The following is a 23,117-nucleotide window of genomic DNA, read 5'->3' on the forward strand; positions in this document are numbered from 1 at the left end:
ATAGCTCAGGATTTTGAGAAAATCAGACGCATAGCAGTCGAAAGTCGGCCCGATATGACTCGGAACTGCACGTTTTCTCGAATTGAGCGCCGCGCCAGCAGAATCTGGCATGTCACATGCATGGTGTTGGTCAGCCGTTTGTAGTGAAAGTTTTTGGGCGGGCGCGCCTTCTAATTTTTCTGCTTCGCCTGATTAACTCTATGAGGTGCGTAATGACTAAATTTAAGCTCGAGTATATCTGGCTCGACGGGTACACCCCAGTACCGAACCTGCGTGGCAAGACGCAGATCAAGGAATTCAACGATTTCCCGACGCTCGAGCAGCTCCCGCTCTGGGGCTTCGACGGTTCGTCGACGCTGCAGGCCGAAGGCCGCAGCTCGGATTGCGTGCTGAAGCCTGTTGCCATTTACCCGGACCCGGCCCGCACTAACGGCGCACTCGTCATGTGCGAAGTCATGATGCCGGATGGCGTTACGCCGCATCCGTCCAACAGCCGCGCGACCATCCTTGACGATGAAGACGCATGGTTCGGCTTCGAGCAGGAATACTTCTTCTACAAGGACGGCCGTCCGCTCGGCTTCCCGGAAGCTGGTTACCCGGCTCCGCAGGGTCCGTACTACACCGGCGTCGGCTACAGCAATGTTGGTGACGTTGCCCGCGAAATCGTCGAAGAGCATCTTGACCTTTGCCTCGAAGCCGGCATCAACCACGAAGGCATCAACGCCGAAGTGGCCAAGGGCCAGTGGGAATTCCAGATTTTCGGCAAGGGCTCCAAGCGCGCCGCCGACCAGATCTGGATGGCTCGCTACCTGCTGCAGCGCCTGACGGAAAAGTACGGCATCGACATCGAGTTCCATTGCAAGCCGCTCGGCGACACCGACTGGAACGGCTCGGGCATGCACTGCAACTTCTCGACCAAGTTCATGCGCGAAGTTGGCGGCAAGGCCTATTTCGAAGCGTTGATGGCTCAGTTCGACAAGAACCTCGACGCTCACATCGCTGTCTACGGCCCGGACAACGACAAGCGTCTGACCGGCAAGCACGAAACGGCTCCGTGGAACAAGTTCAGCTACGGCGTTGCCGACCGCGGTGCTTCGATCCGCGTTCCGCATTCCTTCGTCAAGAACGACTACAAGGGCTACCTCGAAGATCGTCGTCCGAACTCGCAGGGCGACCCCTACCAGATCGCTTCGCAGGTTCTGAAGACCATCTCGGAAGTCCCGACGGAAGGCTTCGCTTCGGCTGCAGCCTAAGTGTTTTCAGTCGCCGGCTTATCCGGATAGCTAAAAAAGGCGCGGGATTTCGGTCCCGCGCCTTTTTAATTTAGGGCTCGCTCTGAGGCCATCAATGGCGACTATCGCCCAGACTCTCGTCTGCTTCATGCCGCCACCCCCAAAACTCCGTCATCCTCGGGCTTGACCCGAGGATCCACGCCCAAGCTGCGGGCTATACGAGAGGTTTTCGGGTGCAGCGTTCAAAAGATGCACTCTCGCCAACGCTCGCCGGCTACATTTTTGCCGTGCTGACGCGCCTGTGCCTGGATCCTCGGGTCAAGCCCGAGGATGACGGAGTTCAGGAGGACGCGGAGACACACAACGAGCCGAGAGCTTACCGGAAAGAAGGCCTTCAGGCCGCCTTGCTTGCCGCATCGATCGGATGCTGCGAGCGGAAACCTACGGCGAGCCGGTTCCAGACGTTGATCGTGCCGATCGCCACGGTGATCTTGACGATCTCCTCCTCGCTGAAATGCTGCTTCAGCACCTCGAAATCCGCATCCGGCGCGCCGGTTTCGGCAATCTTCGTCACCGCATCAACCCAGCCGAGCAGGGCGCGTTCGCGGGCGTCATAAACCGGCGATTCTCGCCAGACGCACATCAGGTTGATCCATTGCTCGCTCAGACCGTCGTGGCGGGATTCCTTGACATGCATGTCGACGCAATAGGCGCAGCCATTGATCTGCGAGGCGCGCAGCTTGATCAGGTGGATGAAGCGGCGTTCCAGGCCCGAGGTCTGGACATAGTTCTCGAGGGCGGCAACGGCCTTGTAGGCTTCGGGCGATGCTTTTGCGAAATTGAAACGAGCTTGCATGGTTCTCTCCTTGGGTTTTCGATCTATCGGTTGGTTCTGCGTTCATTGAGGGCAAGGAAGGCGCAGCCTCTTGCCGCGATGGAGCCGTCGTCGCTTTCGGCGAGGTCGGCCAAAATGTCGGCGATGGCGGTTTTCGCCAGTTCGGCGCGGTAGACCCTTTCGGCGGCCAGCATCGCCGCGCTGATGCCGCAGGGTTTCGTGAAATATTTGCCCGGCAGCGGGTTCGGCCCGCGCTGGCGGATCTCGGCACAGCGAAAGGCGGGCGCCGGCCCTTCGACCGCCAGCACGATATCGAGCAGGCTGATGTCCTTCGGCAGTCGTGCCAGCCGGTAGCCGCCTTTGGGGCCGGGCACGGTGTCGAGAATGCCGGCACCGGAAAGCGCCTGCAGATGCTTCAGGAGATAGCTCACCGACACACCATGAAACTCGGCAATCGCCGCCGCCGAAAGCACACCGCCTTCGGACAGTCCGGCCAGCACTGCAACGCTGTGTATGGCTTGCTCTACGCCCTCGCCGAGTTTCATTGGTTTGTCCTTTTTGTATCGTGGATATTTTTTATCCGCGATTATCTGAGGAGTCAATACCTCTTCTTTTTCGTGGATTTCTCGCTACTTTCGCAACGTGGACCAGATCGATTCCGAGAGCCATCTTGCCTTGCCTGCCCCTTTTATCCGCTGGTTCGCGGAAAAGGGCTGGCAGCCGCGCGCGCATCAGTTGGAATTGCTGGCGCGCGCCGAGGCCGGCGAAAGCACCTTGCTGATTGCGCCGACGGGAGCCGGCAAGACGCTGGCCGGCTTCTTGCCGTCGCTCACCGACCTGACACGCCGGGGCAAAATCCCGCCGGGCTCCGCTTTCACCGGCATCCACACGCTCTACATCTCGCCGCTGAAGGCGCTCGCCGTCGATATCGAGCGCAACCTGATGAAGCCGGTTACCGAGATGGGCCTGCCGGTCTCAGTCGAAAACCGGACCGGCGATACGCCGAGCAGCAAGCGGCAACGCCAGAAGCTCAATCCGCCCGATATCCTGCTGACGACGCCGGAGCAGGTGGCGCTGCTGCTCGCCAATCGTGAGGCTGAGCGCTTCTTCAAGGACCTGAAATACATCGTCCTCGACGAGCTGCATTCGCTGGTGACGTCGAAGCGTGGCCACATGCTCTCCCTTGGCCTTGCCCGCATCCGCGAGCTTGCCCCGCGCGTGCAGACCATCGGCCTTTCCGCCACGGTCGCAGTGCCGATGGATCTGCAGAAATGGCTGGTGGCGCAGCAGGAGGGGGCGGAGCGGCATGCCGGACTGGTGATGGTCGAGGGCGGTGCCAAGCCTGATATTTCGATCCTTGCGACGGACGAACGCATCCCCTGGTCCGGCCATTCCGCCAAATACGCCATTCCCGATATCTATCGTGAGCTGAAGGAGCATCGGACCACGCTGCTCTTCGTCAACACGCGCTCGCAGGCGGAAATGCTGTTTCAGGAGCTATGGTCGGCCAATGACGATAATCTGCCGATCGCACTGCATCACGGCTCGCTCGATGTCGGTCAGCGCCGCAAGGTCGAGGCCGCCATGGCCGCCAACAGGCTGCGCGCCGTCGTCGCCACGTCGACGCTCGATCTCGGTATCGACTGGGGCGATGTCGATCTCGTCATCCATGTCGGCGCACCGAAGGGCGCAAGCCGCCTTGCACAGCGCATCGGCCGCGCCAATCACCGCATGGACGAGCCGTCAAAGGCGATCCTCGTGCCGGCCAATCGTTTCGAGGTGATGGAATGCCAGGCGGCGCTCGACGCCAATTATGTCGGGGCGCAGGATACGCCGCCGGTTGGCACCGGTGCGCTCGACGTCCTGGCCCAGCATGTTCTCGGCATGGCCTGCGCCGAACCCTTCGACATGCTGGAACTCTATGATGAGGTCCGCAGCGCTTCGCCCTATGCCGATCTTTCCTGGGAGACCTTCGAGCGCATCGTCGATTTCGTCGCCACCGGCGGCTATGCGCTCAGAACCTATGAGCGCTATGCCCGCATCCGCAAGACGCCGGAGGGTCGCTGGCGGGTCTCCAATCCACAGGTGGCGCAGCAATACCGACTGAACCTCGGCACCATCGTCGAAGAGGCGATGCTGAATATCCGTATGGTGAAGCGCAATGCGTTGGGCTCGCTCGGCCGAGGTGGGGCGTCTCTCGGCAAGGTTGAGGAGTATTTTCTCGAACAGCTATCGCCCGGCGACACGTTTCTGTTCTCCGGCAAGGTTCTGCGCTTCGAAGGTATCCGTGAGAATGAGTGTCTAGCCTCGCAGGCCTTTTCCATGGACCCGAAAATCCCGTCCTATGCCGGCGGCAAGTTTCCGTTGTCGACCTACCTTGCCGATCAGGTGCGCTCGATGATCGCCGATCCGGATCGATGGTGCCGTCTGCCGGATCAGGTGCGCGACTGGCTGAAAATCCAGAAAGACAAGTCGATGCTGCCGAAGCGCGACGAGTTGCTGATCGAGACCTTTCCGCGCGGCAGCCGGGCCTACATGGTCGCCTATCCCTTCGAAGGACGGTTGGCGCACCAGACGCTCGGCATGCTGTTGACGCGGCGGCTGGAGCGGGCAGGGGCAAAGCCGATGGGCTTCGTCGCCACCGATTATTCGCTCGGTATCTGGGGGCTGGAGGATCTGGGCGTGATGATCGCCAACGGCCATCTCAGCCTCTCCGATCTCTTCGACGAGGATATGCTCGGCGACGATCTCGAGGCGTGGCTTGATGAATCCTTCCTGCTGAAGCGGACCTTCCGCAATTGCGCCGTGATTGCCGGCTTGATCGAGCGTCGTCATCCCGGCAAGGAAAAGACCGGCCGGCAGGTGACGGTGTCTGCCGATCTGATCTATGACGTGCTGCGCAGCCATGAGCCCGACCATATCCTGATGCAGGCGACACGGCAGAATGCGGCGACGGGACTTTTGGATATCGGCCGTCTTGGGGATATGCTGAAGCGAATCAAGGGCCACATCACCCATCGGGCGTTGGATCACATCTCGCCGCTTGCTGTGCCGGTGATGCTGGAAATCGGCAAGGTGCCGGTGCCGGGCGAAGCCCACGATGTCCTGCTGGCCGAAGCGGCGGATGATCTGATCCGCGAGGCCATGGAATAAGCGTGATCCCAAAAAGCGCGAAGCGGTTTTGGGATGGGATCATGCGAAACGAATGATGAAGGTAGACTAAGGTGATGAACCGGCTGGCGCTAGCGCGAGAGATGAATGGCCTGACGCCTGCATCGGGCGTAGAGACCATCGTTCATGGCGTTGCCGCCGTCTGCGATCCGCTCGGCGCGCTCTATCTGCCGGATGCCGGGATTCTTGTCGTCTCCGATCTTCATCTGGAAAAGGGTGCTGCCTTCGCGCGGCGCGGCATGCTGCTGCCGCCTTACGATACGCTGGCGACGCTGACCGTGCTTGCCGCCGTCATCTCCCGCTACGACCCGAAGCTCGTCGTCTCGCTCGGTGACAATTTTCATGATCGCGTCGGCTCCGAGCATCTGCCGGAGGAATTCCGCAGCCTGATCGTCACCATGGCGCGCGGCCGCGAATGGATCTGGATCAACGGCAACCACGATCCGGATGGCACGGTCGATTTGCCCGGCCAATCCGTCGATGAGATGCATTATGGCGGGCTGACCTTCCGTCACGAGCCGAAGCTGGGACGGCAAGCCGGCGAGATCGCCGGCCATCTGCATCCCTCCGCCACCGTCCGTCGTCGCGAGAAATCCATCCGCAGGCCGTGCTTTGCCACCGACGGCGCCCGCCTGCTGATGCCCGCTTTCGGCGTCATGACCGGTGGGCTGGACCTGCGCCACAAGGCCATGACCGGACTGTTCGACCGGGAGAACCTCATTGCCCATCTGCTCGGCCGCGACCGGATCTATTCGGTTCGCTTCGGCAATCTCTCGGCCTAGGCCGTTTTCAAGGGCTCATAGCGCAGGATCACCGCGCCGGTTTTCAAAGGCCGGGAGTCGATGAGCTTCATCGGCCGCTGTTCTCCTGCCGGCTTGAAATGCGGGTTGCCGGCTCCGAGAACGACGGGGACGAGACAGATGCGGATTTCGTCGATTAATCCCGCCTTCAGCAGCACATCGGTCACCTCGGCGCTGCCGAAGACGAATATGGTCTTGCCCGGCTCCGCTTTCAGTCTTTTGACTTCGGTCGCGATGTCGGAAACGACGCGGGTATTGTTCCATTCCGCCTTGTCCATCGTCCGCGAAGCGGCGATTTTGGCGATGCCGTTCATATAGGCGGCGATATCGGGCGTTTCCGTCGCGGTCTGCCAATAGGCGGCCATGCCCTCATAGGTCTTGCGGCCGAAGATCAGGAGATCGCCTTCGCGGCCGAGATCGGTCGCATAGCGCTCCAGCTCGTCTCCCCAGGCGAGCATGTGGAAATCCAGATCCCAGGGCTTCGTTCCCTCGAAATATCCGTCGAGCGTCATCAGGTTCCAGACAACAAGCTTTCTCATCGGTTTCCTCCTTGATGATAACCATATCACAATCAAAACTGGTTGCTAAAAGCAAGCGGTTGAAAGCTAGATTGACTGATGGCAAAATGCAAGCAGTTTTTTGGAGATCTCTATGGACGCACCTCATCGTTCCGGCTGCCCGATCAATCTGACGCTCGAAATCCTCGGCGACCGCTGGAGCCTGATCATCATCCGCGACATCATGTTCGGCAATCGCCGCCACTTTCGCGAGCTTTTGCAGAATTCGCAGGAGGGCATCGCCTCCAACATCCTAGCCGATCGGCTAAAGCGGCTGGTGGAGCGTGGGCTCCTGACCCGCGACGACGATCCGACACACAAGCAGAAAGCCATCTACAGCCTCACCGAGATGGCGATCGAGCTCGTGCCGCTTTTTGCCCATATGGGCGCCTGGGGCCGCAAGCACCTGCCAGTCTCCGAAGAGCTGTCGATCCGTGCCGAGTTGCTGGAGGATGGCGGGCCGGCGCTCTGGGAGGACTTTATGGAGGAGCTGAGGGCAAGGCACCTGGGCAAGGTGCTGCCGCCGGGCACGCCGTCGGTGCTTGGACGACTGACGGAAGCTTATCTGGAGGTGGTGGCCCGGAAGAAGAGTGCCTGATCAGCGCTTCCGGAACACAAAACTCGCCGTCCATCCCGTGATCACCGCCAGCAACACTGAAAACATGCCATAGGCAATCGGTTGTCCGTGCGCGGCGTCGGTGATGGTCTGCTCGATGCCGGTCTTGATGACGCGCAGCGGCAGGGCTTTCTCGCCGATGAACTTGCCACTCTTGAAGAGATAGGCGCGCACGGTATGCACGCCGTTCGGCACGTTGGCCGGGAGCCTCAGCGTTGCCTTGAACAGGCTGGAACTGACGAAGCGTACGCCGGCTGGATCGCTTTCGTAGAGGCCGCCGGACTGCTGCAGCCGCCGGAAGGCCTGGCGAAATTCCGGCACATCGGCGCCGCTGCCGACAAAACCGACCGGGATGAGCGGAATATGATCCGTGCCGATGCCGCGGTCGTTCAGTTCAAGCGGCGCGGTGATGTTGTCGACGGCCCGCGTGCTCGATAGCGAATAGGCCTGCGGCACATGCTCGAAGGTCATCGAGCGGGTGTTGATCCAGATGCCGAAAACCCGCTCCTTCTTGCGCACGGTGGCATTTTCGCGCGGCCCCTCCAGCACGACGACGATGTCGTATTGGCCTATCGCCAGAAGCAGCTGGTCGGTATTGGACAGCGCGCCGAAGATCGTCAGATCCGCACCGGTGAAATCGGAGGTGATGGCGATTTCGCTGGTCGAAGTGCCGATCTCCATCGTCTCGCGCACCGTGGTCGAGGTCGTCGGCTGATCGAGCAGCACCTGTGCCTTGGCGCTGAAGGGCGCAAGCAGGAGGCTGGCGGCAAGGATCAGGCTGTAACGTTTCATCGGCCCGATCCTTCGAGCACGACCGAATAGATATCGGCAGGTGTGACCACCAGCGCGATCAACAGGCGTAGGCCGACGGCAAGCACCAGCAGGCCGAGCAGGGCGCGCAGCTGCTCGCCGCGCAGCTTCTGACCAACGCGCACGCCATATTGTGCGCCGATGACGCCCGCCACCATCAGCAGGAAGGCGAGCACGATATCGACGGAATAGTTGGTCGCCGCCTGGACGATCGTCGTATAGGCGGTGACGAAGATGATCTGGAACAGCGAGGTGCCGACCACGACATTGGTCGGGATGCGCAAGAGATAGATCATCGCCGGCACCATGATGAAGCCGCCGCCGACACCCATGACCGAGGTCAGGATGCCGATGCCGAAGCCGAGGGCGATCACCGGGATGACGCTCAGATAGATCTTCGATTTCTTGAAGCGCATCTTTAGCGGCAGCCGGTGCACCCAGCTATGATGCCCCGGTCTGCGGGGTGCCGCCGGCTCGTTGCGGGCGGCGCGGCGCATCGCGTTCAGGCTTTCCCACAGCATCAAGCCGCCGATCGTGCCGAGGAACACGACGTAGAGCAGCGAAATGAAGAGATCGAGCTGGCCGATGCGTCGGAGCAGCGAGAAGATCCAGATGCCGACCGTAGCGCCGGAAAGACCGCCGATCAGAAGAACCGATCCGAGCTTCATATCCAGCGTGCCACGCCTGAAATGGGTAATGGCGCCGGAGATCGACGAGGCGACAACCTGGTTGGCACCGGTGGCGACGGCGACGACGGGGGGGATGTTGTAGAAGATCAGAAGCGGCGTGATCAGAAAGCCGCCGCCGACGCCGAACATGCCGGAGAGAAACCCAACGGCTGCGCCCATGCCGAGAATAATGAAGATATTCACGGACAGTTCTGCGATCGGCAGATAGATCGTCACGGTCTGATCCCAGTTGCAGACATCCGAGCGCAAACGAGCGGACGCCTATGGACAATTCCCCATTAAACAGGGGAGCCTAATCTGAAATGATTGCCAGAGCCTTAGGAAAAGCGCTGACATCTCTCAGCTTTTGCAGTCTTCATCCCAACTTAGCGTGGCTTTTTTCGCGATCATGTGACGGTTTTCTTCACGATGCAAAGCCGGCCTAAAGCCGCTATAGGCCTTTTTGTCGTCACAGGCGTGTTGCTAGAATTGGCCGAACACGCACAAGTTTAACACATGAGGGATTCGGTTGCGAAAACTTGCTATTTCGATCTTGGTTGCTGGCATAAGCGTCGCATCGATCGCCGTCGCGCAAGCGGATCGGTCTGTCATGATCGCCAAGCAATATGGGGTCGCAACCGGCCTTGCCGCCAATTGCCCGAACCTGACCCTCAACGAGAGCAAGGTGGATGCATTCCTGGATGCCGAGGGAATTCACAGGGTCGACCGCGTCGAGGGAAGCCCGTTTTATGAGACGGTCAGCGAGGCAATCAAATCCGCCGATGACATGATCAGGCAGTCGGCTGCGGGTAAGAAAAACGACAGCAAGGGCAAGCAGGTTTTCGCCTGCAAGACCCTGCTCGAGGTCGTTCATCGCAATGACAGCGTGCTCAAGGGCTTCCTAGATCCGAAATGAAGCGCGCGACGCTCAGTTGTTGCGTGCCAGCAGTTCCTTGACGAGCTTGTCGGTCACCTTTCCGTCCTGCGGCAGGCCGACTGATTTCTGGAAGCTCTTCAGCGCGGCGACCGTCTTCTCGCCCATGGAACCATCCGGAGCGCCGGCATCGAAGCCGTTGTTGTTGAGGATCGCCTGGATATTGCGGATCGCCTTCTTCATGTCGACCGAGGCGGTGTTGACGCCCTTGCCGGTCGTCCACTCATCGGGGATGTTGGTGCCGTTGGCCCCGGCGTCCAGCGGCTGTACCTTCCAGAGGTCGACCTTGGCGCGGGCGCCTTCAAGCGCGTCCGGCTTCATGGCGTTCGCCACTTCATCACGCTTCTGCGCTGCGTCCTTGTCACCACCCTTGGCGGCGATCGCGAACCATTTGTAGGATTCCTGCAGGTCCTGCTTCACGCCGTTGCCGCGTGCATAGAGGATAGCCAGATTGAACTGACTGTCGGAGACGCCGAGATTGGCGGCCTTGATGAACCAGTTTGCCGCCGTCGGATAATCCTGTGGGCCGGCCGTACCGGAAGCATCGAGGACGGCGAGGTTGTGCATGGCGCTGGCATTGCCCTGATTGGCGGCCTGCTCGTAATAGCTCTTGGCCTTGGCCAGATCGCGGTCGAGGCCGTTGCCCTTCTCGTACATGCTGGCAAGCCGGTATTGCGCCGGCGCATAACCCTTGTCGGCGGCAAGCTGATACCAGCTCGCGGCTTGCTTGAGGTCGGCAGTCACGCCCCGGCCATCCGTGTAGCGCGCGCCGATCTCGAACAGGGCGACGGGATCGCCCGACTTGGCAGCGGCAACGAGCGTCGGCGGCTGCATGCCGTCGGGCACAGTGATCGCGGCGGATGCGGGAGTTGTGGTGGCTGCGGCATCCGTGGGCGCGAAGGCCGTGGTCTGCTGGACGGGTGCTGTGCTGCCGGCCGGCATCAATGCCTCGCTGGTCTGGTTGCCGTCAAGCGGAGCCGCCGTGGTCAGGTGATCGCTGGTGGGCGCGACAGCTGGGGAGGGCTGTGCCGTTCCCGCAGTGCTGTCGGTTGAGGCTTGCGTCGCCGGTGCTTGGCTGGCCGGTGCACTCGCTGTCGCCTGAGCGTTCGATGTTGGCGTTTGGGCGGCGTCGGTCGCCGAGGTGTGTACGGAGATCTCGGTCGGCGCCTTCTGGCCGCGCGTCAGCGTGTTGACCAGCGGGAAGGCCATGATGGCGAGCAGGGCTGCGCCGACGGCAAGCAGGATCGGCCGGCGAAAGCGCGAGAATGCACCGCGCTTCTTGTCGTCGCTCTTGGCTGCGGGAGCCGAGCGCTGCGTCTGGTCCACTTCCATCGCGGCGGCCTGCGCGGCGCGACGGGCGGCGGCGATATAGTCGGCGCGTTCGTTTTCGCTCGGCTGCTTGGCATTGCCGCTGCGCGCGGCATTCTGGCTGGCGCGTACACGCTCCAGGATCTTCTTGATATCGGGAGCGCCCGAGCCCGGCTCGATGAGTTCGTTTGCCTCTTCGGCCGGCATCATGTCGATCGGATCGATCGACGGCGCCGGCTCGATCACGGGCCGGTCGGGCGTGAAGATCGGTTCGGCTTTCTCAGGCGTGAAAAAGCGTTTGCCGAGGCTGGCGAGCAGGCCCGGTTTCACGCCGTCTTTCTTCGCCGCAGCCTTGATCTCCGCCTTGGTGGCGGCGTCGATGGCTTGGGTGACGGCGACTTCCCCTGAGGGCTGGGGTTCCGCCGGAGCGATGGTGCGGATGATCGGGCCAGCCTGCTGCGGCGCAGCCAAAGGCGGCTTGATCGGCGGGGCCTCGGCCTCGGCAAAGACGTCGCTCTCGAAACTGGCGGCGGGCATGGCAGCCGCCGGCCGGCGGTGTTCCATATGGTCGAGGCGATCGGCAATCTGGAGCAGCGTGTCGTGCAGTGCCTCAAAGGTGCGGTGCGTGCGCTCGTCGCTGCTGCGGCTGAGGTCTTCGAGGTGACGAAGGTCCTCGGCTAGCGCCGTCATTGCCGACATGTCGGAGGCATGTGCACCATTGCCGAAGTTGCCTTCGCGTGAATAGGCCTCGACGACCGCTTCCGCCGCGTGGCGGGCCGCCTCGATTACATATTCGTCGTTGGTCGTCATGTACTCTTCGATGGCGCTCATGCGGCGGTCGAAATCGACGGGCATGTGGTCGGCGCCGGGGCGCGGCTCGCTCATCAGCAATGTCGAGAGGTGGGCGATCTGCTCTTCGAGATGGCGCAGCGCCAGCGTGTCGGTCGGCGGCGCGGCGGTGCTGACCTCCAGGCGCGCGGCGATATCGGAGAGGCGGCCCTCCAGCTGGCGAACAGCACCGTCATCGAGGCCAGCCACTGACTGCACCGGATGGGACTCCATTTCGTCGATGCGCCGCGCCAGGTAGTCCAGCCGCTCGGCCAGCACATGGTCGACGGAACCATGGTCGAGCGCATCGATCTTGCGCGAGATGTCGGCGAGGTAGTTGATAAGTTCCGGCTGCGGCACGGCTCTCTGCGAGCGCTCCATCAGCTGGGACAGCTGGTCCAGGCGTTCTTCCAGCCGGGCGACGGTCTTGCTGTTGCCGAGGTCGTCGATACGCATGGCCAGTGCTTCGAGGCGGTTGGAGAGATCGTCCGACGGCTGCTGGCGCGTGGTATCGCGGCTCATCGTGTCGATCTGGTCGGCGATGCCGCTGATGCGGCCTTCGAGCCGCTGCATGGCCTGATCCTGCGGCTTCATCATGCCGCCGAGGCTTTCCATGGCGGTGGCAATCGTCAGCAGCTTGTTTTCCAGCGCTCGCACGGTGGGGCTGTCGCTCATGCTGCCCAGATGCTGCTTGATATCGTCAAGGCGATAGGCAAGCGACACCACTTCGTCCTGCAGGCCGGCGGTATCGATCGCCTGAACCTGGCGCTCGACATGGTGCAGGGACTCTTCGCGGGCAAGCCCGTCCATCAGCGAGCGCAGTTCGTCGAACTCCGCCTTCAGGCCGGTGGTTTCCGGCTTGCCGGGGTGCACTGCGAGCTGGCTGATGCTGTCGGCAAGCCGCGCCATGTCCTCGCGAACGTCGGCGGCAAAATGCTTGTCCTCGGTATTGTCACGGATGTCGCGGATCTCGGCGCGCAGCGCGCTGACCTCGCGGGTAACGCTTTCGGCGATATCGCGCTTCAGGTCCTGGCGCAGGTTGACCAGCGCCTGGGCGATATCGACTGAGCTTTCGGCGGTAGGCCGCAGTGCCGAAGGCAGCGGCGGGCGGGGAGCGTGATGGTCTGCGACGCGTCGGCCAAGCGGCTGCTCGGCCACGGCACTATCCTCACGGCGAGGATGCATGCGCTCGCGGCTGGCCTCCAGCATGCGCTGCCGCTGACGGATTTCTGCAAGGGGGTCGGAACGCAGCTCGGTTTCGGCGCGCTCGGTGCGGAGAGGACGTTCATAGGGACGGCTTGCATAGGCTTCGCGTTCGGTACGCGGCGCCCGCTCCGGTAGGGGGGTGCGTTCCGGCATGACCCGGCGTTCCGGCACTGCACCATAGCCGCCCGCAACACGCTGGCGCGTATCCTGCGCGGCAGCCGTGCCCATCAGGCCCTCGATGCGTGCTTCCAGCCCTTCGATGGTGCGACTCAGCGCATCCAGCGACGTCCAGTCGCCCGTGCCGGTAGGATTTGATCGCGATCCGCTCATCTTTTGCTCGCCTCGACCCCGCTCTGGGCCTTCTTGCTGTGCGGGAGGGCGACTTGGCTTTCTCAGCGCAAGACCGCATCCCACCGTTCGGAAAGGGATGATTTAGTAGACTTTCCTCAGACCGAGCCGCGAAACGGCGCTTCCCCGAACCATATTGATGAAGGAAGCGCGAAGCATCGCTGCTCATCCCGCACAATCTATGAAACGTGGTAAACAACCCGTTAAGTTTTGCCGAAATCTTAACCTTTTATTTCGGTCTTGTTATTGAATATGTTCATGTTCTTATAAATGTGACGGGTACGATACCGGCTGGATCCTGCCTTTGTTCCCGATAGTCCGAAATCGATTGCGACTTCCTCGCCCACCAAAAAAACCGCAGCGCCAGTCAAATTTGACGTTTACGCAAACGTCAATATTTTGTAAGACTACCTCAAAGGCCGGAATACGAGGTCCGGCACCGAATTGGAGGAATTCGAAAAATGCCAGTCTACAAGGCCCCAGTGACCGACACGCTCTTCGTCCTGAACGACGTACTTGGGCTGGAACGCTACAACAATCTGCCGGGCTTTGCCGAGGCCAGCCCCGACATGATCGAGGCGATCGTCGGTGAGGCGGCCAAGCTGGCGGAAGAGGTGCTCTTTCCGCTCAATTATTCCGGTGATCAGGAAGGCTGCGTGCGCCACGACGACGCCACGGTCTCGACGCCGAAGGGTTTCAAGCAAGGGTATCAGGCCTATTGCGAAGGCGGCTGGATCGGCCTTGCCGTGCCGGAAGAGTTCGGCGGGCAGGGACTTCCCTACACGCTGCATGCCGCCGTCGGCGAATATACCTCCGCCGCCAACATGTCGCTGATGATGTATCCCGGCCTGACGCAGGGCGCGATCGCCGCGATCCTCGTGCATGGTTCCGACGAGCAGAAGCGCACCTACCTGCCGAAGATGGTCGAGGGCACTTGGTCCGGCACCATGAACCTCACCGAGCCGCATTGCGGCACCGATCTCGGCCTGCTGCGCACCAAGGCGGTGCCTCAAGGCGACGGCAGCTACAAGATTTCCGGGCAGAAGATCTTCATCTCCGCCGGCGAACACGACATGACCGACAATATCGTGCATCTGGTGCTTGCCCGCATCGAGGGCGCGCCGGAAGGCACCAAGGGCATCTCGTTGTTCATCGTGCCGAAATTCATGGTGAAGGAAGATGGTTCGCTCGGCGCCCGCAACCCGGTTTCCTGCGGCGCCATCGAGCACAAGATGGGCATTCATGGCAACGCCACCTGCGTCATGAACTATGACGAGGCGACCGGCTTCCTCATCGGCGCCGAGAACAGGGGCCTCAACGCCATGTTCGTGATGATGAACGAAGCCCGCCTTGGCGTCGGCCTGCAGGGGCTTTCGATTGCGGAAATCGCTTATCAGAACGCCGCAGCCTATGCTCGCGACCGCATCCAAGGCCGTTCGCTCTCCGGCCCGAAGGCGCCGGACAAGAAGGCCGATCCGATCATTGTCCATCCCGATATCCGCCGCACGCTGATGACCATCCGCGCCTTCAACGAGGCCGGCCGTGCCTTCCTGCTCTGGACGGCGCTGAAGTCTGACATTGCTCATCGCTCGCAGGACGAGAAGGAGCGGCAGGCGGCTGACGATATTCTTGGTCTGGCAACGCCGATCCTCAAGGGCGTCCTGACCGACAAGGGCTTCGATCATGCCGTCATGGCGCAGCAGGTCTTCGGCGGCCACGGCTATATTGAAGAGCATGGCATGAGCCAGTATGTTCGCGATGCCCGCATCACCATGATCTATGAGGGCGCCAACGGCATCCAGGCGCTCGATCTGGTCGGCCGCAAGCTGGCATTGAATGGCGGTCGTGCCGTCATGGCCCTGTTCAAGGAAATCGGCGATTTCTGCGAGGAGAACCGAAACGACGAGCAGCTGGGTTTCTTCACCAAGCACCTGAAGAAGGGCTTGAACGATGCCCAGGCCGCGACCATGTGGTTCATGCAGAATGCCATGGCCAAGCCCGACAATGCCGGTGCCGGCTCGACCGACTACATGCACCTCTTCGGCCTCGTCGTCCTCGGCTATATGTGGGCAAAGATGGCAAAGGCGGCGCAGGACGGTCTTGCGAACGGCGACACCGCGCGCGAGGATTATCTTAAGAACAAGCTTGTCACGGCGCGGTTCTACATGGAACGCATCATGCCGGAAACGGCACTGCGCAAGGTCCGCATCGAGGCCGGTGCCGACACGATGATGGAACTGGCGGCGGAAGCGTTTTGAACAGAACGGCGCTTGCCGCCGCAGGGAGATGAGAGATGACTGAGGTTTTCATTTACGACCATGTTCGCACGCCGCGCGGGCGTGGCAAGAAGGATGGATCGCTGCACGAAGTACCGTCCGTCCGTCTGGCCGCCAAGACGCTGGAGGCGATCCGCGATCGCAACGGGCTGGACACCGGAACGGTGGACGACATCATCATGGGCTGCGTCGATCCGGTTCTGGACGCCGGCGCCGTCATCCCGAAGGCAGCTGCTTTCGAGGCGGGATATTCGACCACCGCACCCGGCATGCAGATCTCGCGCTTCTGCGCTTCCGGCCTCGATGCCGTGAATTTCGGCGCGGCCAAGATCGCGCAAGGGGCTGACGATATCGTCATCGCCGGCGGCGTCGAGAGCATGTCGCGCGTTGGCCTCGGCATGTCCGGCGGCGCCTGGTTCATGGACCCCTCTGTCAATTTCCCGGCTTATTTCATGCCGCAGGGCGTCTCCGCCGACCTGATCGCCACCAAATACGGCTTCTCCCGTGATGATGTCGACGCCTATGCCGTCGAGAGCCAGAAGCGGGCGGCGAATGCCTGGGAGAAGGGTTATTTCAAGAATTCCGTCGTGCCGGTGAAGGATATCAACGGCCTGACGATCCTCGACAGGGATGAGCATATGCGCCCCGGTACGGACATGCAGGCGCTGGCCTCGCTCAACCCGTCCTTCCAGATGCCCGGCGAGATGGGCGGTTTCGAAGCTGTCGGCATCCAGGCGCATCCGGAAATCGAACGCATCAACTATGTGCATCATGCCGGCAATTCCTCAGGGATCGTCGACGGTGCGGCGGCTGTATTGCTCGGCTCAAAGGCGGGCGGTGAGAGCATGGGGCTGAAGCCGCGTGGCCGCATCAAGGCCTTTGCCAATATCGGCTCCGACCCGGCGCTGATGCTGACCGGCCCGGTCGACGTCACCGAGAAGCTGTTGAAGCGCACCGGCATGTCGCTGGCCGATATCGATCTGTTCGAGCTCAACGAAGCCTTTGCCGCCGTCGTGCTGCGCTACATGCAGGCTTTCGACATTTCGCATGACAAGATCAACGTCAACGGCGGCGCCATCGCCATGGGCCATCCGTTGGGCGCCACCGGCGCGATGATCCTCGGCACCGTGCTCGACGAGCTGGAACGCCGCGATCTGAACGTGGCGCTGGTCACGCTCTGCATCGGCGCCGGCATGGGCACGGCCACGATCGTCGAACGCGTCTGAGGGAGGGGAAAGCAATGGCTTACACAAATTTCACCATCGAGACCGACGCAGACGGCATCGCGCTCGTTACCTGGGACATGCCCGGAAAATCCATGAACGTCTTCACCTCCGAGGTGATGGACGAACTGAACGCCATCATCGACGCGACCGTTGCCGACGCGGCGGTCAAGGGCGTGGTCTTCACCTCGAGCAAGTCCTCCTTCTCCGGCGGCGCTGATCTCTCGATGATCAAGTCGATGTTCTCCTTCTATCAGGATGAGAAGGCGAAAGAGCCGGCCGGCGCCGCGCAGAAACTCTTCGATCTTGTGGGGCGCATGACCGGCCTCTTCCGCAAGCTCGAAACCTGCGGCAAGCCGTGGGTTTCCGCCATTAACGGCACTTGCATGGGTGGTGCCTTCGAGCTGTCGCTGGCCTGCCACGGCCGCGTTGCGTCCAGCGCGAAAAGCGTCAAGATCGCTCTGCCGGAAGTCAAGGTCGGCATTTTCCCCGGCGCTGGCGGCACGCAACGTGTGTCGCGATTGACCGACGCGCAATCGGCCTTGCAGATGATGACGACAGGCCAGTCGCTGACGGCGGTGCGCGCCAAGGCAATGAACCTGGTTCATCAGGTGGTCGAGCCGGATCAGTTGATCCCGGCCGCCAAGCAGATGATCAAGGACGGGCTGAAGCCGGTCGCACCCTGGGACGAAAAGGGCTTCAAGGCCCCCGGCGGCGGTATCTGGACGCCGGCCTCGGCCCAGCTCTGGCCGGCTGCTCCGGCCATCCTGCGCCGAGAGACATCGGGCAATTATCCGGCGGCGCTCGCCATCCTAAAATGTGTCTATGAAGGCCTCCAGGTGCCTTTCGACACCGGCCTGAAGATCGAGCAACGCTATTTCACCCAGGTGCTGCAGACCACTGAAGCCTATTCGATGATCCGCTCGCTGTTCATCTCCATGCAGGAACTCGGCAAGGGTGCTCGCCGCCCGGCCGGACAGCTGAAGACGGTGCTGAAGAAAGTCGGCGTCGTCGGTGCCGGCTTCATGGGTGCTTCCATCGCCTATGTCACGGCCGCGGCCGGCTTGTCCGTGACGCTGATCGACCGCGATCTGGAAGCTGCCGGCAAGGGCAAGAGCGTCGGCGAAGGTCTGGTGAAGGATGCTGTCGGTAAGGGAAGAATGACGCAGGAAGATGGCGCGGCGCTACTCTCCCGCATCACGCCGTCTGCCACCTATGCCGATCTCAGCGATGCCGATCTCGTCATCGAAGCGGTCTTCGAGGATCGCGAAGTCAAAAAAGCGGTCATCGAGGCGGTCGAAGCCGTGCTGCCGGAAGGCGCCATCTTTGCCTCCAACACCTCGACGCTGCCGATCTCTGGCCTTGCGAAGAACTCCAAGCGTCCGGCCGATTTTATCGGCGTCCATTTCTTCTCTCCGGTCGAGAAGATGATGTTGACCGAAGTCATCCTCGGCAAGGAAACGGGCGACCGCGCCCTTGCCGTGGCGCTGGATTACGTCGCCGCGATCAAGAAGACGCCGATCGTCGTCAACGACACTCGTGGCTTTTTCGTCAATCGCTGCGTCTTCCGCTATATCCATGAAGCCTATGACATGCTGATCGAAGGCGTGCCCGCGACCATGATCGAAAACGCCGCCAAGATGGCCGGCATGCCGGTTGGCCCCCTGGCACTCAACGACGAAGTCGCTATCGACCTATCGCTGAAGATCCTCAAGGCGACCGTCGCCGACCTCGGCGAGAAAGCAGTCGATCCGCGCCACATGCAACTGATCAGCCGTCTCGTGGAAGGTGAGGGCCGTCTGGGCCGCAAGAACTCCAAGGGCTTCTATGACTACCCGCCGAAGCCGGCTAAGAAATCGCTGTGGCTGGGCCTGAAGGACCTCTATCCGCAGAAGAAGGCGGACGAGATCGATGTCGCCGTCCTGAAGCAGCGCTTCCTCGCCACCATCGCGCTCGAAGCCGCCCGCACCATGGAAGAGGGCATCGTCACCGATCCGCGCGAAGCCGATGTCGGCTCCATCCTCGGCTTCGGCTTCGCCCCCTATACCGGCGGCGCGCTCTCCTACATCGACGGCATGGGCGTCAAAGCCTTCGTGAGCCTTTGCGAAACGCTGGCCAAGACCTACGGCCCGCACTTCGCGCCGACGGCGCTGCTCAAGGATATGGCAGCCAAGGGCGAGACGTTTTACGGACGATTTGATCCGTACAGCGTGAAAGCTGCAGCCTGAGGATCGACTTCTCTAGAGCATAAAAATGGGCCGTTCCTGCCGGGAGCGGCCCTTTTCATTGTTCTGCGTCTGGTAGGTGGCCGTTTCGCTATCGATAGTAGCGAGTTGGCGGACGCCTTATACCGAAGCCACCATTTTTTTCCGCCCCGCCCTCAGCGCCAGCACGCCGCTGCCGACCAGCAGCAGGATGGCGACCGCGTAGATGTCGGTGGTTTCCGTATATCCCACGGCCTTTGACAGAAATCCGGCCAGGATAGCGGGAAGGCTGAAGGAGAGGTAGCTTTGGATATAGTAGGCCGAGAGCAGGCCAGCGCGTTCGTCGGGCTTGGCGAGCGGCATGATGCTGCGCACGGCGGCGAGGAAATTGGTGCCGAGGCCGGCGCCGGCGATCAGCGTGCCGGCGATAAGGATCGGCACTTGAGCTATATGCACGCCGGCAACGATGGTGAGAATGCCGAGCGTCATGGTGGATATTCCGAACGTCAGCGTCGTTGCTGCAATTTTTTTGCGCAGTAAGAATACAGTCGTCGCAGCGCTGACCGTCAGCGCGGCAACCACTGAGCCACCGACGAGGGGCGCGGTGCTGCCTGTCGTGGTACTCACCAGTGACGGAACCAGCGAGAGATAAAAGCCGGCCAGGGCCCAGACGGCGATATTGATCGGCGTCAATGCCAGCAGCGTTCGGCGGGCTTGCGGCGGGACGGTCACTTCGGGCTTCAGCGAGGCAAGCAGGCCGGCCCTGCGGCGGGTCGTTTCGGGTATCGCCCAGATCAGGATGGCTTGTGCCACGAGGAGGACGAGCGTGACGGCATAGACGAGGAACATTGGCGCCGGCGCATATTGCACCAGGGCGCTGGTGCCCAGCGCGCCGATCGCCATGCCGGTCAGAGGCGCGATGCTGTTGGTGACCGACCCCTTGGTGGGATCGAGATCGACAAGGGCAGCGCCGATGGAGCTTGCCGCCGCCCCCGTGGCAAAGCCCTGCACGATACGGGCGGCGATCAGCCAATTCGGGCCGTCGGCCATTAAAAACAGCGCCATCGCCACCATATTGAGGAGGAGTGAGACGAAGATCACCGGCCGGCGCCCGAGGTGATCGGAGATCGAGCCGACGATCAGCAGCGAGACAAGAAGGGCAAAGGCATAGACGGCGAAGATTACCGTGATCAGCACCGGCGAGAAGGCGAAGGCCTGCTGGTAAATGCGATAGAGCGGGGTCGGTGCCGAAGAGGCGGCAAAGAAGGTGGCGCTGGTGGCGGCATAAAAGAGCGGCGCCAGCCGCCGGCCGAGCGGCGTTTGTGAATTGGCGGTGGATTCGATCGGAGTCATCGATTACATCCTGCCTAAAGCTAAAAAGTTGCGTTAACCGCTATGTAGTACTTGATGCAGATAAAAGCAAATAATTTGCGTTAGTGGCGCGTCCTGTTTTTGCGCGCCGCCAGCAGCAAAGGGAAAGATTGGCATAGATCATGGGTTCCAAGGACAATCCGCGCCCCGGCGGGCGCAGCGCCAGGGTTCAGGCCGCGGTGCACCAAGCGGTTCGCGATATGCTGGCCGTGATGGATCGTGCAGAGGTGACGATCCCGTTGATCGCCCAGCGCGCTAATGTGACGCCATCGACGATCTATCGCCGCTGGGGTGATTTGCAGGAGCTTCTGGCCGACGTCGCCGCTTCGCGCCTGCAGCCGGAGATGGAGCCGGCCGAGACGGGCAGCGTCTATGAGGACCTGCAGGCCTGGGTCGAGCAATATGCCGACGAAATGTCCTCCGGTGCCGGACGGGAGATGACCCGCGATATCCTGTCCGTGCCCGACACGGCCAATGCGGAAAAATGCAGCGGCTACACCCAGCAGCAATTGCGCGTCCTCATAGCCCGGGCACAGGCTCGGGGCGAGCCATTCCCGACGCTTACTGAACTGATGGATTACGTCATCTCGCCGATCATGTACCGCATCCTCTTCGAGCAGCCACCGAACGCCGAGTGCGTTCGCAGACTGATCTCGCGGGTGATATCGACGGCAGCGGCCAAATCCTGACGCAAAGGCCTGAGCCGGGCGAATCACTCACCAGCGACACCAACGTCTTTTCATCGTTTTGGTTGTGTTACCCGCAACTGACGAACAAGTAAGCCGGTGATCGCACTTTAAAATTGCTTCATCGGGGCAGTTACCGTGGGATATACGGTCGCGCGTTAACTATCATGTTGGTTCGCTATTGAAAAATAATACAAAAGATGATGCTAATAGTTAATGATGAATTCAATGGCAACGCGAAGGGGACTAGTCAATGCTGAATGAATTCAAGGCATTTATCGCCAAAGGTAATGTCATGGATCTCGCGGTCGGCGTGATCATCGGCGGCGCCTTCGGAGGTATCGTAAAATCACTGGTTGACGATATCATCATGCCAATCGTGGGCGCGATTTTCGGCGGCTTCGATTTCTCGAATTACTTCCTTGGCCTTTCCTCGGCGGTCAATGCACCGACGTTGGCTGGTGCCCGTGCGCAGGGCGCGGTTCTCGCTTACGGTAGCTTTATCACCGTTCTCATCAACTTCCTCATTCTTGCCTGGATCATCTTCCTGATGGTCAAGGGCGTGAATACGCTGCGGGCGCAGGTCGAGCGCAAGGACAACAAGGTTGCCGAGGCAGCGCCGCCGCCCGCCGATGTCCAGCTGCTTACCGAAATCCGCGATCTTCTCGCCAAGCGCTAAGTCGCTTCGACAGATCCGTTCTTCAAAAGCCTCGGCCTCGCAAGGGCCGGGGCTTTTATTCATCACGGAAATCGATCGGTCGCTAAGGCAAAGTCATGGGATTTCGCAGCCGTTCTGCTCTATGAAGGCGAAAACCGGAGACTTTGCATGTCGATATTGAATAGCCTCAGCCCGCGCGCCCTGGCAGCGCCCGAAAGCGGGATCGTCGAAGTCGTGAATTACGCTCGTGGCCGCGACGGCCTGCTGCCGCTGTGGGTCGGCGAGGGCGATCTGCCGACGCCGGATTTCATCAATCGCGCCGCCATGGCCTCGCTCAATGCCGGCGAAACTTTCTACACCTGGCAACGCGGCATCCCGGAACTGCGTCAGGCCCTGTCGGCCTATTACGCCCGGCACTTCGATGTCTCCCTGCCAATGGAGAATTTCTACGTCACCGGCTCCGGCATGCAGGCAATTCAGCTCTCGGTGCAGGCGATCACCTCGCCCGGCGATGAAATGATCTACTTCTCGCCCGCCTGGCCGAATATCGCGGCGGCGCTGGAGATTGCCGGCGCCCGCTCGGTCGGCGTGCCGCTGCAATTCGAGAATGGTAAGTGGACGCTTGATCTCGAGCGGCTGAAGGCGGCGATCACGCCGAGGACCAAGGGCTTGTTCATCAACACGCCGTCGAACCCGACCGGCTGGACTGCGACGCACAAGGACCTCTCTGATATCCTGGCGCTTGCCCGCGAGCATGGCCTCTGGATCATGGCCGACGAGATCTATGCACTTTACTATTATGCCGGCGGCCGGGCTCCTTCCTTCCTCGACATCAAGGAAGCCGACGACAAGATCTTGTTCGTCAATTCCTTCTCGAAGAACTGGTCGATGACCGGCTGGCGCGTCGGCTGGATCGTCGCACCCGCCGAGATTGGCCAGGTGATGGAAAACCTCGTGCAGTATTCGACCTCCGGCGTGGCGCAGTTCATGCAGAAGGGCGCGGTCGCCGCACTGAACGAAGGCGACGATTTCGTCCGCTCCAACATCGCCAAGGCCACCCGCTCGCGCGATATCCTTTGTGACGCGCTGCTCGCCACCAACCGCGTCCAGACCCTGAAGCCGGACGGCGCGCTTTACGCCTTCCTGAAGATCGACGGCGTCACCGACAGCCGCAAGGCCGCCATCGACATCGTCGACAAGACCGGCGTTGGCCTCGCACCTGGAACCGCCTTCGGCCAGGGAGGCGAACTCTTCCTGCGCGCCTGCTTCCTGCGCGATCCGGCACAGGTGGAAGATGCGGCCGAGCGGTTGAGCCGGTATGTTTTGAGTTTGTGAGCCCATAGGCTTGCTGGCAGATGAATTGACTAAACCCGGCCGCTGAGCCGG

18 protein-coding genes are annotated in these 23,117 nt (G+C 61.3%); 11 read left to right on the forward strand and 7 right to left on the reverse strand.

Annotation, left to right across the window (positions count from 1 at the left end):
- Positions 1-212 precede the first annotated feature (212 nt).
- Positions 213-1,253 carry a glutamine synthetase beta-grasp domain-containing protein gene (locus PMI03_RS17295; protein ID WP_007695624.1) on the forward strand — a complete coding sequence of 347 codons (1,041 nt, stop codon included), beginning with the start codon at positions 213-215 and terminating at the stop codon, positions 1,251-1,253.
- Positions 1,254-1,626: 373 nt separating this feature from the next.
- Here the strand turns inward: PMI03_RS17295 and PMI03_RS17300 are convergent, their stop codons facing one another.
- Both PMI03_RS17300 and PMI03_RS17305 read right to left on the reverse strand, forming a co-directional pair.
- A complete protein-coding gene (locus PMI03_RS17300) occupies positions 1,627-2,088 on the reverse strand; it encodes a carboxymuconolactone decarboxylase family protein (protein WP_007695626.1) in 462 nt (153 codons plus the stop codon).
- 23 nt (positions 2,089-2,111) lie between these two features.
- Positions 2,112-2,612 carry an Rrf2 family transcriptional regulator gene (locus PMI03_RS17305; protein ID WP_007695628.1) on the reverse strand — a complete coding sequence of 167 codons (501 nt, stop codon included), beginning with the start codon at positions 2,610-2,612 and terminating at the stop codon, positions 2,112-2,114.
- Positions 2,613-2,709: 97 nt separating this feature from the next.
- Between PMI03_RS17305 and PMI03_RS17310 the strand changes: the two genes are divergently transcribed.
- Both PMI03_RS17310 and pdeM read left to right on the forward strand, forming a co-directional pair.
- A complete protein-coding gene (locus tag PMI03_RS17310; protein ID WP_007695630.1) occupies positions 2,710-5,220 on the forward strand; it encodes a ligase-associated DNA damage response DEXH box helicase in 2,511 nt (836 codons plus the stop codon).
- A 74-nt stretch (positions 5,221-5,294) separates the two neighbouring features.
- Positions 5,295-6,020 (forward strand): ligase-associated DNA damage response endonuclease PdeM, encoded by a 726-nt coding sequence (gene pdeM / locus PMI03_RS17315; RefSeq protein WP_007695632.1) that lies wholly within the window; start codon positions 5,295-5,297, stop codon positions 6,018-6,020.
- Here the strand turns inward: pdeM and PMI03_RS17320 are convergent.
- Entirely contained in the window at positions 6,017-6,577 is a 561-nt protein-coding gene (locus tag PMI03_RS17320; protein ID WP_007695634.1) for a dihydrofolate reductase family protein, read from the reverse strand. The two genes, pdeM and PMI03_RS17320, sit on opposite strands and share 4 nt — an antisense overlap.
- Before the next feature lie 112 nt (positions 6,578-6,689).
- On the opposite strand from PMI03_RS17320, the gene PMI03_RS17325 reads away from it, so the two are divergent.
- Positions 6,690-7,193 carry a helix-turn-helix domain-containing protein gene (locus tag PMI03_RS17325; protein ID WP_007695637.1) on the forward strand — a complete coding sequence of 168 codons (504 nt, stop codon included), beginning with the start codon at positions 6,690-6,692 and terminating at the stop codon, positions 7,191-7,193.
- Here PMI03_RS17325 and PMI03_RS17330 read toward each other — a convergent pair whose 3' ends face one another.
- Positions 7,194-8,003 (reverse strand): TIGR02186 family protein, encoded by an 810-nt coding sequence (locus tag PMI03_RS17330; protein ID WP_007695639.1) that lies wholly within the window; start codon positions 8,001-8,003, stop codon positions 7,194-7,196.
- Positions 8,000-8,926, reverse strand: a complete 927-nt coding sequence (locus PMI03_RS17335) for a sulfite exporter TauE/SafE family protein (RefSeq protein WP_012650930.1) — start codon at positions 8,924-8,926, stop codon at positions 8,000-8,002. The genes PMI03_RS17330 and PMI03_RS17335 overlap by 4 nt, the downstream gene beginning before the upstream one ends.
- A 373-nt stretch (positions 8,927-9,299) precedes the next feature.
- Here PMI03_RS17335 and PMI03_RS17340 point away from each other — a divergent pair, with 373 nt between their 5' ends.
- Positions 9,300-9,605, forward strand: coding sequence for a hypothetical protein (locus PMI03_RS17340; protein ID WP_007695644.1), 306 nt, complete (start codon positions 9,300-9,302; stop codon positions 9,603-9,605).
- 12 nt (positions 9,606-9,617) lie between these two features.
- Here PMI03_RS17340 and PMI03_RS17345 read toward each other — a convergent pair whose 3' ends face one another.
- Positions 9,618-13,295 (reverse strand): peptidoglycan-binding protein, encoded by a 3,678-nt coding sequence (locus PMI03_RS17345; RefSeq protein WP_007695646.1) that lies wholly within the window; start codon positions 13,293-13,295, stop codon positions 9,618-9,620.
- Between the two features lie 479 nt (positions 13,296-13,774).
- Between PMI03_RS17345 and PMI03_RS17350 the strand changes: the two genes are divergently transcribed.
- From PMI03_RS17350 to PMI03_RS17360, 3 genes are read left to right on the forward strand one after another with little or no spacing between them, the layout of a single operon-like run.
- Positions 13,775-15,571, forward strand: a complete 1,797-nt coding sequence (locus tag PMI03_RS17350; protein ID WP_007695647.1) for an acyl-CoA dehydrogenase C-terminal domain-containing protein — start codon at positions 13,775-13,777, stop codon at positions 15,569-15,571.
- Positions 15,572-15,606: 35 nt separating this feature from the next.
- A complete protein-coding gene (locus PMI03_RS17355) occupies positions 15,607-16,815 on the forward strand; it encodes an acetyl-CoA C-acetyltransferase (RefSeq protein WP_007695648.1) in 1,209 nt (402 codons plus the stop codon).
- Positions 16,816-16,829: 14 nt separating this feature from the next.
- On the forward strand, positions 16,830-19,040 hold the full coding sequence (locus PMI03_RS17360) for an FAD-dependent oxidoreductase (protein WP_007695649.1): 2,211 nt from the start codon (positions 16,830-16,832) through the stop codon (positions 19,038-19,040).
- Between the two features lie 117 nt (positions 19,041-19,157).
- Here the strand turns inward: PMI03_RS17360 and PMI03_RS17365 are convergent, their stop codons facing one another.
- A complete protein-coding gene (locus PMI03_RS17365; RefSeq protein WP_007695650.1) occupies positions 19,158-20,369 on the reverse strand; it encodes an MFS transporter in 1,212 nt (403 codons plus the stop codon).
- A 140-nt stretch (positions 20,370-20,509) separates the two neighbouring features.
- Between PMI03_RS17365 and PMI03_RS17370 the strand changes: the two genes are divergently transcribed.
- The 3 genes from PMI03_RS17370 (at position 20,510) to PMI03_RS17380 (ending at position 23,066) form a co-directional block, all read left to right on the forward strand.
- Positions 20,510-21,076 (forward strand): TetR/AcrR family transcriptional regulator, encoded by a 567-nt coding sequence (locus PMI03_RS17370; RefSeq protein WP_007695651.1) that lies wholly within the window; start codon positions 20,510-20,512, stop codon positions 21,074-21,076.
- Positions 21,077-21,326: 250 nt separating this feature from the next.
- Positions 21,327-21,752 (forward strand): large conductance mechanosensitive channel protein MscL, encoded by a 426-nt coding sequence (gene mscL / locus PMI03_RS17375; RefSeq protein ID WP_007695655.1) that lies wholly within the window; start codon positions 21,327-21,329, stop codon positions 21,750-21,752.
- A 147-nt stretch (positions 21,753-21,899) separates the two neighbouring features.
- Complete coding sequence (locus tag PMI03_RS17380) at positions 21,900-23,066, forward strand: pyridoxal phosphate-dependent aminotransferase (protein ID WP_007695657.1); 1,167 nt, start codon at positions 21,900-21,902, stop codon at positions 23,064-23,066.
- Positions 23,067-23,117 lie beyond the last annotated feature (51 nt).

Source organism: Rhizobium sp. AP16 (assembly GCF_000281735.1).
Taxonomy (GTDB): Bacteria; Pseudomonadota; Alphaproteobacteria; order Rhizobiales; family Rhizobiaceae; genus Rhizobium; species Rhizobium rhizogenes.

Excerpts from the sequence above, each read along its gene's own strand:
- pdeM (WP_007695632.1), top strand. The coding sequence starts at position 5,295 with ATGAACCGGCTGGCGCTAGCGCGAGAGATGAATGGCCTGACGCCTGCA.
- PMI03_RS17355 (WP_007695648.1), top strand. The coding sequence starts at position 15,607 with ATGACTGAGGTTTTCATTTACGACCATGTTCGCACGCCGCGCGGGCGT.
- PMI03_RS17365 (WP_007695650.1), bottom strand. The coding sequence starts at position 20,369 with ATGACTCCGATCGAATCCACCGCCAATTCACAAACGCCGCTCGGCCGG.
- PMI03_RS17320 (WP_007695634.1), bottom strand. The coding sequence starts at position 6,577 with ATGAGAAAGCTTGTTGTCTGGAACCTGATGACGCTCGACGGATATTTC.
- PMI03_RS17300 (WP_007695626.1), bottom strand. The coding sequence starts at position 2,088 with ATGCAAGCTCGTTTCAATTTCGCAAAAGCATCGCCCGAAGCCTACAAG.
- PMI03_RS17380 (WP_007695657.1), top strand. The coding sequence starts at position 21,900 with ATGTCGATATTGAATAGCCTCAGCCCGCGCGCCCTGGCAGCGCCCGAA.
- PMI03_RS17345 (WP_007695646.1), bottom strand. The coding sequence starts at position 13,295 with ATGAGCGGATCGCGATCAAATCCTACCGGCACGGGCGACTGGACGTCG.
- PMI03_RS17305 (WP_007695628.1), bottom strand. The coding sequence starts at position 2,612 with ATGAAACTCGGCGAGGGCGTAGAGCAAGCCATACACAGCGTTGCAGTG.
- mscL (WP_007695655.1), top strand. The coding sequence starts at position 21,327 with ATGCTGAATGAATTCAAGGCATTTATCGCCAAAGGTAATGTCATGGAT.
- PMI03_RS17325 (WP_007695637.1), top strand. The coding sequence starts at position 6,690 with ATGGACGCACCTCATCGTTCCGGCTGCCCGATCAATCTGACGCTCGAA.
- PMI03_RS17330 (WP_007695639.1), bottom strand. The coding sequence starts at position 8,003 with ATGAAACGTTACAGCCTGATCCTTGCCGCCAGCCTCCTGCTTGCGCCC.
- PMI03_RS17295 (WP_007695624.1), top strand. The coding sequence starts at position 213 with ATGACTAAATTTAAGCTCGAGTATATCTGGCTCGACGGGTACACCCCA.
- PMI03_RS17340 (WP_007695644.1), top strand. The coding sequence starts at position 9,300 with ATGATCGCCAAGCAATATGGGGTCGCAACCGGCCTTGCCGCCAATTGC.
- PMI03_RS17370 (WP_007695651.1), top strand. The coding sequence starts at position 20,510 with ATGGGTTCCAAGGACAATCCGCGCCCCGGCGGGCGCAGCGCCAGGGTT.
- PMI03_RS17360 (WP_007695649.1), top strand. The coding sequence starts at position 16,830 with ATGGCTTACACAAATTTCACCATCGAGACCGACGCAGACGGCATCGCG.
- PMI03_RS17350 (WP_007695647.1), top strand. The coding sequence starts at position 13,775 with ATGCCAGTCTACAAGGCCCCAGTGACCGACACGCTCTTCGTCCTGAAC.